Below are 13,375 nucleotides of genomic sequence, written 5' to 3'. Positions count from 1 at the left end.
AATACTGATAAAATCTATATCAGTATTTCTTATAATTATTAAAATCTTATTCTTATATAAATATTAAATACGATTTTAGATTATAAATTACAATAATAAACAACTTATATTATTAATTTTTTTGCCACACTGCATATAATATAATGTTTCTTTCGTCCATAGTGATTGTACCTGATACTATTGTTGATGAGTCATTTCTAACTGTACTCCATCCTACAAATGTATAAGTATCAGCATTAAGCCCATTAACATTTCCTAAAACAGTCACAGTATCTCCTTTTTTATATTCTGTTGTATCAACAGGAGCCATACCTGAAACAGTTACTCCTGAAGGGAAGTTTGCACTATAAGCTACCCTATAAGTTTTTTCAGCTACAGTAAAATATATTGTATTTGGATTAATTCCAGAAGAATCAAGTGCAACTATTTGAGATTGACTTACTGGGTCTAAGTTGTATCCAGCAGGAACCTTTGTAGAGTCTGGAGTTATTGTATGGTCTCCAAGTACAGCATTAACAATCTCTGTGTACGTATCTCCAACTATATTACCATCCTTATCTTTAAAACCAATTGTTAAAGTACGTTCTGCTTCTGAAGGCATCTTACTTACTGTAAAGTAAATTATATCTGGTACAAGACCACTTGTACTAAGATTTACCATTTCAAATTGGTTGTCTGGATTAAGTACATATCCATTTGGTACCTTTGTAGAATCAGATTCCACTCTATGATTTCCATATTCAGCTGGTAGTGTAACTGTATATGGGTCTCCAATTATTGCTCCACTATCTTTATCTTTAAAGTTAACTGTAACTATACGATTTACAAGTGGAATATCAGGACTTACTGTAAAGTAAACAATACTCTTGTCAAGCCCTGTTGGTTGTAAATTAACAGTCTGAGTTTGATTAGAAGGATCAAGCTTATAACCATTAGGAACTTTTGATGTGTTTGGTGTTACATCATGTGAGCCTAGTATATCTGGAATTTCTTCTATATAAGTACTTCCAACATTACTTCCATCTTTATCCTTAAATCCAACTATAAGAACACGATTTTCTTCTGGCACTCCAGCCTTATCAGGAATTACTGTAAAATTAACTTCATTTGGATTAACTCCATTTTGAGCAAGATTTACCACTTTAGATTGACTTGCTGGATCTAATTTGTATCCAGAAGGAATTTGTGTAGCATCAGGTGTAACTGTGCTATTTCCATACTTAGCTGGAACTCGAGCTGTATATGACCCAACTATAGCTCCTGTTTCTTTATTTTTATAATTGACCTTAATAGAAAGTTTTGCATTTGAAATTTCAGTAGATGCATATGATGTTCTTGTAACGTTTCCATTCCCTGTATTAGGTGATGTATAGCTCCAATTTACTCCAGACATGTCTCGATTTGTCACAAAAGAATAAATTCCTGTCATTTGACTTCCTGTTATCCCTGCAGATGGTATGCCATTAGGGAATCCATAGCTTGTTCCATAAATAGTTGAAACTTTTTCCCCATTAATTTGTAATACCCAACCTTCTTGAGAACCTCCTTTTGGATCAGTCCCCCATACATATTTTACATTTAATGAGTTCCCACCACATGGAACAAATAATGAGAAAAATGTTACATATCCATTTCCCATATTTGCACGAAGGTCAACTTGATATCTTCCATTAATATCATATCTTCGTTCTGTATTTTGTAGTACTTCATTATTAACTTTATCTGGTAAAGTTTGTGCATATGATGGTACTCCTACACCAACAACTAAAGCTAAGGTTGCCACAAAAGATGTTAGTTTACTTAATCTGTGTTTCATTAAAAATCCCCCTCCAATATTTTTTATTTCAAACAGATTTTTCATACTTTATTTTGCATAGTCTTTATCAAAACTATTTATTTAAAGTCTAATTAATCTATTATGAAGTCTATCTTAAAAGTGAAGTTTTTATAGTTTATTTAATTTTTACTTGAAATCTTTTTTATTAAATAAAAAATATATTTAATTTTTACACAAAGATATTAATACTCTATAGACTAGATATTTTGATTTTATTTTTGTAGAATTAAACAGTCTAAAAAAACAATAGAGTAAGATATTTTATATATTTATATTACTTAAAGTAATTAACTTTAATTGTTTTCAATTTCATGAAAATTAGTTGTGATATATGTTCAGAGTATCAAAATTTTTTTAATTAAAATAATTGTTTTAATTAAAATAATTATTTTAATTCTGGTTATTATAGTTTCCATTTGTTATAAAAAAGTCACTATTTATATAATTAATAGTTTTTTTTACATTTATATACATTTTTTAAAAAAATTTATATGTCTATACTATTAAAATTATAATTATTTCTTTATCTTGAAAACAAATGTTATATACTTTTACTGATAATCAATTATTAGAAGTGGGAAAAAATTTTGAATGGCTTTGATATACATTTTTTATAATATTCTTATAGTTTTTTTTACATAAAAAAAAACCCTTTTATAACTAAGGGTCACTTTTTCCTTTATTTTACATTTATTGTATCATGCTTTTTTATTTATTTCAATCTTATACTACTTTTTCCCAAAATATTATTATTATTTTTTTATCTTTTTCGACTTTATATTTTTTATACATAATGCTTAAATTAATTAAACTCATTTTATTATTCTACAAATATAAAATAACAAAAAACAAGACTAAAACAAATAATTTTTTATTTTAAACCTTCACCCTTCTATTTTCAATTACTTGAATTACTCCACCTTAACTACCTTAGGTAACGTTTGAAGGTGGAAATTCTTATTTGATAGTACTTTTATACTAAGCATTCATAGGCTCTAAGGGCTGTTCCATCCCCACTAATCTTAATCCTTCTTTTAATATATTTACACTGGCATTTATATCTCTATCATGTTGTGTATTGCACTCTTGATAAGTATATTTCATGCTTACATCTCCACCCTACTTACGTTGAGGATGGAGTATTTTGCCTATCTTTGATAAATTTTATAACTGTATCTCACAATACAAATAATCAAATATTCTAAACTCTAGAGACTTTATAAACTACATTTCTAGCTTGTGGTAATTTCCCATCTGGAACACCAACAGCAATACCAAATGGTACACAATATCCTTCTGGTATATTTAATAATTCTCTGTATTTTTTATTTGTATCAAACTTCATCGTTATCGATTCTGATTCTTTTACATCATCTTTATCTAGAACACTCACAAGACCCACAATATCACCTTGTTCAACAGGTGTAAATAGTCCCCTAACCATTCCTATTATGCAACTCCCAAGTCCTAAAGCTTGTGCAGCTGTTGTTATGTTTCCTGTAAGTATTCCCGCGTCATATGGAGCCCATGAACTCTCTTCGTCATAAGAAATAAATAAAACAGTTGGTGCACCATAAAATAATTTAAAATTTTTATTTATTTCAACGTTACTAACTTCATGAATTCTAGAAAGAGTATCATCACTAATCTCTTTTAAAAGTTTTTGGTCTTGTACAACAGTTATGTGCCATGGCTGTTTATTACACCCTGAAGGTGCTGCAAATGCACAATGTAATAATGTATCTAATTGTTCATCTGTAATTTGCTCTGTTGTAAATTTTCGTATACTTCTACGCCCTTGTATTAAATTTATTGTTTGATTGTCTTGTAAATTATTCATTATATCTATTCCCCCTTTTATGTATTTGTTATCTTAAATACCAAATCTTTAGAAAATTAATTTTATAATTAAGTTTCTTTATATTCTTATTATAATTATTTTTAGCTTACATGTGAAGCTTTTATAATATCAAAACATCAATATATCTACTCTACAAATAATCTTCAATAAAAAACTGGTATCACTCAACTATAGAAAATATCATTTTTCTACAGAACGATTAATACCAGTAAAGTTGATAAAATATACTATATTAATTTAAAGGGCCCCAACCAGTTTTGGTATGAATCTCTGTTTTTACAGATTTAGTCTTACCATCAGCTGAATCAACATCCCATGACCTACCTGCAACAGAAATACCATTGTTACCTTTATACCATCTACCTTCATCGTAATCATAAACTAAAGATGTGTACCAATTACCTCCAGTCTTATCATTTGCAAATACAACTACAGTAGCATCAGATTTAGTAGGATTATATGCATATGGTTGTATATATAATGTTGCCTTACTTAAATTATATTTCTTCTTAAATTCATCTGGAATTGTAGGCCAGCCATTTTTATATTTATTATCTAGTAAATAATTTCTAAAAGCATCATTCCCTTTTGAAGGCCCTGGTATTACAGAAGGGTCTACTGCAAAAGATGCAATTAAATCTTTCATACTTTGATGTACATCTCTAGCCATCTCAACACCATCTGGATGTTCTGTACAAGTAACATAAACTCTTGCAATACTTTCTTCTCCAGTTATTCCATCATAACCATCGTCAAACTCTGCTGAATATGTTCCACCTGACTTACACTTTGGCTCTGTTTCAAAATACTTACCATCTGTATTTTTTAATACATCTTTTATAACCTCTTTTTTATCTTTACTAGGTTCCTCAGCTACAGCAATAACAATTTGAGTCTTTATATTTTCTCTATTAGAAAGACATGTTACTGCTTTACTTTTTTCTATATTTTTAAAAAGTGCTGGTAGTGCAACTATAACCAAAATTCCTATTATAGATATAACTACCAATAATTCAATTAGTGTAAAACCCTTTTTATTCATAATAATCATTCCCATTAAATAAAATTATAGTATTTACTTTAACATGCTATATAGCAACAAAGTGTCTACATAAAGCTCTTCCAACAAAAACTCCCAAAATACTTAATGTCAAGTTAAAAAATATGTTTAGTCCAAATAATATATAATTCCCGCTATCAAAAAACTTTACAGTTTCAAAGCCAAAAGTAGAAAATGTAGTTAGTCCTCCCATTAAACCAGTTGTCAAAAACAATTTCAAATTATTAGAAATAGAATTTGTTCTTATACTCATTTCCATCACAAAACCAATTAAAATTCCACCCATAATATTGACCACTAAAGTCCCAAATGGAAACTTAGTTCCTACAAACTTTAGAGATATTAAATATCTTAATATAGCTCCCAAAAATCCACCAATACCAACATATAATACTTGAATCACATGTAACACCTACCCCAAATAACTAAATCACTTACATATTAAAATTCTATGTCTTCAACCTCTATTCCGTCAATTGCATCCTGTACTAATTTTTCTATATCAAGTGACAGCTCAGATTTTTCTATTTTCTCTAGTCTAGGCTTAGTGACAGGTTTTCTAGGAGAAAACACGCTACAGCAATCTTCTTCAGGTATTATAGATGTTTCAAAAGTCCCTATTTTCTTAGCTATATCAACTATGTCTGATTTATCCATAGCTATAAGTGGTCTAAATACTGGTAAATTTACAACAGCATTAGTGCAAGTAAGCCCTTGTATAGTTTGAGATGCAACTTGACCAATACTTTCACCTGTAATCAAAGCATCACAATGTCTTTTTTCAGAAAGTCTTTGTGCTATTCTCATCATAAATCTTCTTGAAAGAATAGTAGCTTCTTCTTCATTACAATTCTCACCAATTGCTTTTTGTATTTCTAGTATATTTACTTTATGAAGTCTTACTCTACCACAATATTTAGCTAATATCTTAGCTAAATCTTTAACTTTTTCTTGTGACCTTTCACTTGTGAATGGATAGCTATGAAAATGTACTGCTTCTACTTCCATACCTCTTTTTGCAACCATCCATGTTGCTACTGGACTATCTATACCACCTGATAAAAGAGACATCGCTCTACCATTAGTTCCAAGTGGCAAACCACCATATCCAGGTATAGTATCACTATAAACCATAGTATGAAATTCTCTGTATTCACATTTTATTTTAACTTCTGGATTTCTTACATCAACATCAATTCTATCTCCTACCTTTGATAATAAGTATCCACCTATATCCATACTCATTTCTTGAGAAGTTAATCTAAAAGACTTATCTCCTCTTCTTGACTCTACCTTAAAAGTTTTATATCCAGCATCTATTTTTTCTTCTAACATCTTTAAAGCTATTTCTTTTAATGTATCATAATCTTTTTTAGCTCTTACTCCAGGACATACACCTACTATACCAAATACTTTTCTAACTTCTTCAATTACTTCTTCATAATCATAATCTTCTAAATCAACATATATTCTTCCATACTCTTTATATACATTAAATTTGCCAATTGGCTTTAACATATTTCTTATATTTCTTATAAGTCTATTCTCAAATATATATCTATTTTTTCCTTTTACTCCAATTTCTCCATACTTTACTATTAATATATTATACACCATTTCACCTCGTAAACTACTTTCCTCTTATTATTTATACAGTATTCTTTATTTCTTTCTCATTATTGACCTTAAATCACAAATTGATTCTTTTAATACTTTCACAGCTTCAGATATTTCATCTTCTGTATTCATATCAGATAGACTAAACCTTATTGTTCCATTGATTTCTTCATTTGTAAGACCTATGGCATTTAAAACATGACTACCTTTTTTCTTGGAAGAGCATGCAGAACCAGTGGACACATAAATTCCTTTTTGCTCTAGGTAATGAAGTAAAACTTCTCCTTTTGTACCTATAAATGATACATTTAATATATGACATACACCATCTTCTGGAGAATTAATTTTTATATCTTCTATATTCTCAACTATTTTATTTCTAAATATGTTTTTTAAGTTATTTATCTTCAAAATAACAGCATCTAAATCTTTACTTAATATACTTACAGCTTCTCCAAGCCCATATATTCCAGGTACATTTTCTGTTCCAGACCTAATTCCAATTTCTTGTCCTCCTCCTGTTAGCATAGGCTTTAAACGATTGTTTTCCTTAATATACATAAATCCAATTCCCTTTGGACCATGAAATTTATGTGCACTTACACTCATAAAATCTATATTGTATTTAGATGGCCTAAAGTTTATTTTCCCATATGATTGAATAGCATCTACATGAAAATATATCTTCTCTTTTAAAGACTTCAGATATTTTCCAACTTCATCTATTGGCTGTATAGTTCCTATTTCATTGTTAACATGCATCATACTTACTAAACATGTAGTTGATTTTATAGTATTTTTCAAATCTTCTATATTTATCTTTCCATCTTTTCCGACCTCTAGGTAAGTTACTTCGAATCCATCTTCTTCTAAATCTTTTAATGTATTTAAAACAGAAGGATGTTCTATATTTGTAGATATTATATGATTTCTTCTCTTCTTATTTATATTGGCAATACCTCTTATTATAGTATTATTACATTCTGTACCACCTGATGTAAAATAAATCTCTTTATCTTTCGCTCCTAGAGATTTAGCTACAATCTGTCTTACTTCTTTTATACCTTTTTCAACTTCCACACCTTTTCTATGAACAGAAGAAGGATTTCCATAATCCGTACTAAGTGCATATACCATTTTATCTATAACTTCTGGATAAGGTTTTGTAGTCGCACTATTATCTAAGTATATTTCCAACTTAATTACACCTGCCTTTATTTAAAATCTTCAACTCTAATTATTATACCATTAATTACAGTATTTTTTTTGTTAATCTTTATTAAAAAGATAATCTTAAGTTTATAGAATCTTCTTTCATAAAAATCTAGTTTTTTCACTCAACTACAAAATTTTATGTTAAAATATAATATGTTTATACTATACCCTACAAAAATACGTGATAACATACAATATATGATAAAATAATATATTATATAAAATAAATATATTATATTATACATATACTTATTTTTGCTATAAAGTCTATTTTTATAAGCTTACTTGTTATAAAAATAACTTTTACAATTTATATCAAAAAAAATATTGATTTTTGTGTCGCATTTTGTTATAATAAATTAAGGTTATCCCCCTGGTAACCCTAGTTAGTTAATATATCTATTCCCAATACCCTTTCATAAGGATATATTTTATATTTATTAAAAATCGAATTAATATCGGAAACTAATTCGATGGAAAAAAAGAGCTTACCCCGAGCTCTTTTTTTTTCTGCAAAAATATAATATCAAGTTAAAATAAAGTTAATATCAGTATAATTTTAATTTTAAAAATTATATTAATTATCACTAAAAAAGGATGTATTGAATTTCTAATATCAATACATCCTTTTTTTATATATTATAACACTTTTGCTAAGAATGATTTTGTTCTCTCATGTTTTGGATTTCCAAAGACTTCTTCTGGAGTATTATCCTCAAGAACACTTCCTCCATCTATAAAAATAACTCTGTCTGCAACTTCTTTTGCAAATCCCATTTCATGAGTTACAATTACCATTGTCATTCCTTCTTTAGCAAGCTCTTTTATAACATCCAAAACTTCATTTACCATTTCTGGGTCAAGAGCAGATGTTGGCTCATCAAATAACATCATATCTGGTTCCATAGCAAGAGCTCGTGCTATTGCTATTCTTTGCTTTTGCCCTCCAGATAATTGTGATGGATATGAATCTTTTTTATCTAAAAGACCAACTCTACTTAATAAAACTTCTGCTTTCTTTTCTGCTTCTTCCTTAGTCATTTTTTTTAATTTAATTGGTGCCAATGTTATATTATCTAAAATAGTCTTATGTGGGAATAAATTAAAGTTCTGGAACACCATACCTATATTCTGTCTAACTTCATCAATATTAGTTTTTTTATCAACTAAATTTTTTCCTTCAAATATTATATCTCCACCTGTAGGTATTTCTAATAGATTCATACATCTAAGAAGTGTACTTTTACCAGAACCACTTGGACCTACTATAACCATTATTTCGCCTTTAGCGATTTCTAAGTTTATATTTTTTAATACATTTAAATCTCCAAAAGATTTACTTAAATTTTTTATTGTAATCATATTATCACTTTCCTTTTATACTATTCTATGTTTTCTCTAAATGCCAAATATTCTCTCATCTAATTAGACACAGATAGTTTCTTTTCTAATAATCCAACTAATCTTGATAGAGTAAATGTTATAACAAAGTAAATTGCTGCTGCTACTATTAATGGTTCTAGTGCTTTAAATGCTGCATTTTTTACTATATCAGCAGTACGCATTATCTCAACAACTCCTATTACAGATATTATTGAAGATTCTTTTACAAGTGTAATAAATTCATTTGCTAATGAAGGTAGTATATTTTTTATAGCTTGAGGTATTATTATATATCTCATAGTTGCCCAATAATTCAATCCTAATGATCTACTTGCTTCCATTTGCCCATTATCAACTGATTGTATACCTGATCTAAGTATCTCTGCTACATATGCACCAGAGTTTACTGACAATGCAAATGCACTAGCTATAAATTCACTTGGTATACCAAATAACATAGGGAATCTTATTCCTAACTGAGGTAATCCAAACCATACTATATATATCTGTACTAATAATGGTGTCCCTCTTAAAATTTCAATATATATTGATGATATTGCTCTCAATACTTTATTCTTTGATATTCTTGCCATACATATAACTATACCTATCATAAACCCAAAGAATAATGCTACAAGAGAAATTGCTACTGTCACACCTGTTCCTTCCAAAAAAGAAGTCCCAAATTTACTTAAAAAACTAAAATCTAAACTCATAATTTCATCTCCCACATAACTTTCTTACTAATTTGAAGCAGCTTCAGTAGATGCTTCATTTAAAAATTCTTCTATTTTTTTACCATCTTGTAATTCTTTTATCTTTTTATTTAATAATTCTATAAATTCTTTATTATTATCAGCTTTTTTGATTGCTGCTGCCATACCTTCTGTTACATCTTTACCAACTTCAGTGTTTGCCATTTTTATTCCATCATATTTCTTAACATTGATTAAAGAAACTGCTTCATTAACAACAACTGCATCTATGTTTCCATTTTTTAATTCTGTAATTAAGTCAGGTACTGCTTTTAAAGATTTTGTAGTTGTCATTTTTAGAGTATTAACTACATATTCTTCTTGAATACTTCCTGCCTGTACTCCTACTCTAAGTTTTTTCAAATCGTCTTCAGTTTTTACTTTGTCTATATCTGCATCTTTCACTATAACTGCATTTCTACTTAAATAATATAATTCTGAGAAATCAACACTCTTTTCTCTTTCTGGTGTTGGAGACATACCTGCAAGAACGATATCAACTTGGTCTGCATTTAAAGCACCTATTAATCCATCAAATGACATATCTTTAATTTCAACCTTTACACCAAGTTCCTTTGCAAATTCTTCAGCCAACATTACATCGAATCCTTTTATTGAATCTTTACCATCTACTACTTTATGAAATTCAAATGGTGGGAATTCTGCACTAGTACCTACAACCAATTTTCCACTTTCTTTTATTTGCTCTAATTTTGTTTTTTCTTCTCCACCACTACATCCTACTAGTGATAATGTTAATCCTAATACTAATCCTAAACTTAATAATTTTTTAAATACTTTCATTTTAACTACCCCTCTCTTTTAATTATAATTTTCCCTCAAATTTTTAATACTTTAATGTTTCGAGTTACAAAAAAAGTCCCTCAGTCTTTAATGACTAAGAGACGACTTTACCGCGTTACCACTCTTATTGATAAATACTTATACAACCTTCAAAATTTGTGAATTTTAGCTTTTATAGCTACAGGGATATTTTAATTTTAAAATCAAAAAAGTCCCTTAGCTTTACAGCTAAGAGACGAATTATATCCGCGTTACCACTCTTTTTGATAAGTAAGTACTTATCCTCTCAATCCCTTAAGGCGGGCAAACCAATTATCATACTAACTAAAACTTCTGATAATTTCCTCCAGAGCTCTCTTCACATAGACTTCATTGCTAGGCTTACACCAACCCCTAACTCGCTGTAAATCCGTATATGCTACTTTCTCTATCACTGGATTTGTTTCCTTAAATTGTTAATACAATTGTACTTCCTTCTAATATTTTTGTCAATAAGTTTTTTATTTTTTTAATAATTTTATTTTCTAAAATTTAGATATTGTCTTACATGCTTATTGATATTATCCATATATTTATAAATAATATCTTTCTGTTTATTTCCATTGCTTAAATACTTATAAATAATATTTTTCTGCTTCATTTCCATTGCTTAAATACTTATAAATGATATATCTTATCCTTACTAAATTTTATATACTAAGTTAAATAGTATGGATTATATTCTTCAATAAACACGTTTTCAAATCTAAAGTTCGCTCTCTATCTTTAAACTTTATAGTAAACATGATTCCATCTTTTTTGATTATTTCGCCTTCGTGAAATTTTTTATGGTATACTTTATCACCAACACCAATACTATCAATTTCTTTTTTAGTTGGAGATTTTATATCATCGATAAACAGTGATTTATCAACTTTTTTACCATATTTATTTAAAGTAGAACTTATACATAATTTTTCTTCAGCTCTTGTAATAGCTACATACATAAGTCTTCTTTCTTCTTCTAATTGTTCCTCTTTTTTTTCTTCCTTACAAATATCATATGATTTTTCATGAGGTATTGTTCCTTCATTTGCACCTATAATATAGACATTCCTAAATTCTAATCCTTTTGCACTATGCATAGTTGTAAATATAACACCATCAGTCTGTTTATTCTTGTTATTTTCCATTAACTCTGTCTTTACTCTCTCAATATGTTCTAAAAACTCTGTCACTGTATTAAAATTTGTAGCAGAACTCTCAAGCTCATTTAATATCTCTACAAGCCCATTAGTCTTTATCTTTCTATTGCTACAGTAATCCAGAACATATCTATCATAATCAAAACTAGTTCTAATATAAGATATTGCGTTTTTAGGATTTAAAGTATTCAAATAACTCAAGTCTATCTCCAAATCTGTTATTGTTTTGACTTGTTTGGGATGAAGGTTACATTTGTTTATTAGTGTTGTTACAAAATCTTTTTCATCTTTAACCATATTTACACTATCTTTAGATATATATCTAAATGGCTTATTTATAATTCTTAACCAATCTTTATTTGATTTTGGATTAATACCTATTCTTAAATATGCTAGTATATCCTGACTTGCCCAGTGGTCATATATTGTAATTACTGAGTCTTTTACTACAAATGGAATTCTCATATCCATAAATACATCTACTAAGGCTCTTGATTGTATATTAGTTCTATAAATTACTGCAAAATCTGAATACTCTACATAATCCTTTTTTATTTCGTCAATTATTTCCTTGGCAATATGTAAAGCTTCTTCCTCTGAATCATATGGAGAAATATAACTCACAATACCTCCCTTGCCTTGACTACATTTAATAACTTTTTCATATCTATTTCTATTTTTTTCTATAAGCCTGTTTGCAGTATTTACTATTTCACTTTTAGACCTATAATTTACATCCAGCACTATTTTTTTAGTATTATTAAAATATTTTTCAAATTCAAGCAAAAAATCTGGTCTAGCTCCTCTAAAACCATATATACTTTGGTCCTCATCTCCAACCGCAAATATATTGTTTAATGGATTACAAATTAACTTTAAAACCTCAAATTGCACTTTATTTATATCTTGGAATTCATCTATCAATATATATTTATATACATTTCTAACCATTTCTAAGGCTGATTTATTATTCAAAAGCAAATAATAAGTCTTTATAAGCATATCATCAAAATCAATCTTATTAACTTTTGATTTTTGCTCTTCATATAAATTATATACTTTTAAAAACTCATCTTTTGTCAACACTTCTGAACTAAATTCATTCTTATCCATAAGTTCATTTTTTACATAAGATATTTCATTTATAACTTGTCCTATATTTTCATCATCATCTGCATTTTCTATATTTAGACTTTTTAATATTGCCTTTATTGTTATCCTCTTTGACTTTTCATCAAATATGCTATCTAAATTGTATCTTTCAAAATACCTCAAAATCTTGAAAAATACAGAATGAAAAGTACCATATGTTACTTTATTGAGTCTTATATCATCACTTAAACTCAATGCTCTATTTTTCATTTCTACTGAGGATGCTTTGGTAAAACTTATTGCCAATATTCTTGCTGGTGCTATATTTTTGTTTACTACCATATTAGCTATTCTATATGTAATTACCCTAGTCTTACCTGAACCAGGCCCTGCAAGTATCATGCAAGGCCCATCTATATGTTCAACTGCTTCTAGTTGATTTTCATTTAACTGTCTTATATCTATATTTGTTGTGATTATTACATCCACCACCTTAATTTATAATCATCTTATTTTCTTTTTTAATTATAAACTAAAAGTATCCTTAAAATACATTTAATTTTTCTT

The 13,375-nt window shown here is 28.2% G+C and carries 11 protein-coding genes and 1 other annotated feature; all 11 genes read right to left on the bottom strand.

What is annotated here, in order from left to right:
• Window positions 1-112: 112 nt before the first annotated feature.
• Window positions 113-1,816 (bottom strand): InlB B-repeat-containing protein, encoded by a 1,704-nt coding sequence (locus KGF36_RS11070; protein ID WP_227829689.1) that lies wholly within the window; start codon window positions 1,814-1,816, stop codon window positions 113-115.
• A 999-nt stretch (window positions 1,817-2,815) separates the two neighbouring features.
• Window positions 2,816-2,941, bottom strand: coding sequence for a hypothetical protein (locus tag KGF36_RS20215; RefSeq protein WP_255287812.1), 126 nt, complete (start codon window positions 2,939-2,941; stop codon window positions 2,816-2,818).
• Window positions 2,942-3,038: 97 nt separating this feature from the next.
• On the bottom strand, window positions 3,039-3,677 hold the full coding sequence (locus tag KGF36_RS11065; RefSeq protein WP_227829501.1) for a nitroreductase: 639 nt from the start codon (window positions 3,675-3,677) through the stop codon (window positions 3,039-3,041).
• A 253-nt stretch (window positions 3,678-3,930) separates the two neighbouring features.
• Entirely contained in the window at window positions 3,931-4,740 is an 810-nt protein-coding gene (locus tag KGF36_RS20350; RefSeq protein ID WP_285891648.1) for a prepilin-type N-terminal cleavage/methylation domain-containing protein, read from the bottom strand.
• Between the two features lie 46 nt (window positions 4,741-4,786).
• Window positions 4,787-5,161 carry a fluoride efflux transporter CrcB gene (gene crcB, locus KGF36_RS11050; protein WP_227829500.1) on the bottom strand — a complete coding sequence of 125 codons (375 nt, stop codon included), beginning with the start codon at window positions 5,159-5,161 and terminating at the stop codon, window positions 4,787-4,789.
• Window positions 5,162-5,199: 38 nt separating this feature from the next.
• Window positions 5,200-6,375, bottom strand: a complete 1,176-nt coding sequence (gene thiI / locus KGF36_RS11045) for a tRNA uracil 4-sulfurtransferase ThiI (RefSeq protein ID WP_227829499.1) — start codon at window positions 6,373-6,375, stop codon at window positions 5,200-5,202.
• Between the two features lie 45 nt (window positions 6,376-6,420).
• Window positions 6,421-7,572, bottom strand: a complete 1,152-nt coding sequence (locus tag KGF36_RS11040; RefSeq protein WP_227829498.1) for a cysteine desulfurase family protein — start codon at window positions 7,570-7,572, stop codon at window positions 6,421-6,423.
• A gap of 657 nt (window positions 7,573-8,229) precedes the next feature.
• The gene (locus KGF36_RS11035) at window positions 8,230-8,952 is read right to left on the bottom strand and encodes an amino acid ABC transporter ATP-binding protein (RefSeq protein WP_227854708.1); all 723 of its coding nucleotides are present in this window, start codon (window positions 8,950-8,952) and stop codon (window positions 8,230-8,232) included.
• Between the two features lie 59 nt (window positions 8,953-9,011).
• Entirely contained in the window at window positions 9,012-9,689 is a 678-nt protein-coding gene (locus KGF36_RS11030) for an amino acid ABC transporter permease (protein ID WP_227829496.1), read from the bottom strand.
• A gap of 27 nt (window positions 9,690-9,716) precedes the next feature.
• Window positions 9,717-10,532, bottom strand: coding sequence for a transporter substrate-binding domain-containing protein (locus tag KGF36_RS11025; RefSeq protein WP_227829495.1), 816 nt, complete (start codon window positions 10,530-10,532; stop codon window positions 9,717-9,719).
• A gap of 228 nt (window positions 10,533-10,760) precedes the next feature.
• Window positions 10,761-10,975: a binding site (T-box leader), on the bottom strand.
• 258 nt (window positions 10,976-11,233) lie between these two features.
• Window positions 11,234-13,300, bottom strand: a complete 2,067-nt coding sequence (locus KGF36_RS11020) for an ATP-dependent helicase (protein ID WP_227854707.1) — start codon at window positions 13,298-13,300, stop codon at window positions 11,234-11,236.
• Window positions 13,301-13,375: the final 75 nt, after the last annotated feature.

This window comes from Clostridioides sp. ZZV14-6009, from assembly GCF_020658095.1.
GTDB lineage: Bacteria > Bacillota > Clostridia > Peptostreptococcales > Peptostreptococcaceae > Clostridioides.
Note: the sequence above shows the minus strand (reverse complement) of the source record. Positions and strands in the feature narration are given on the sequence as shown.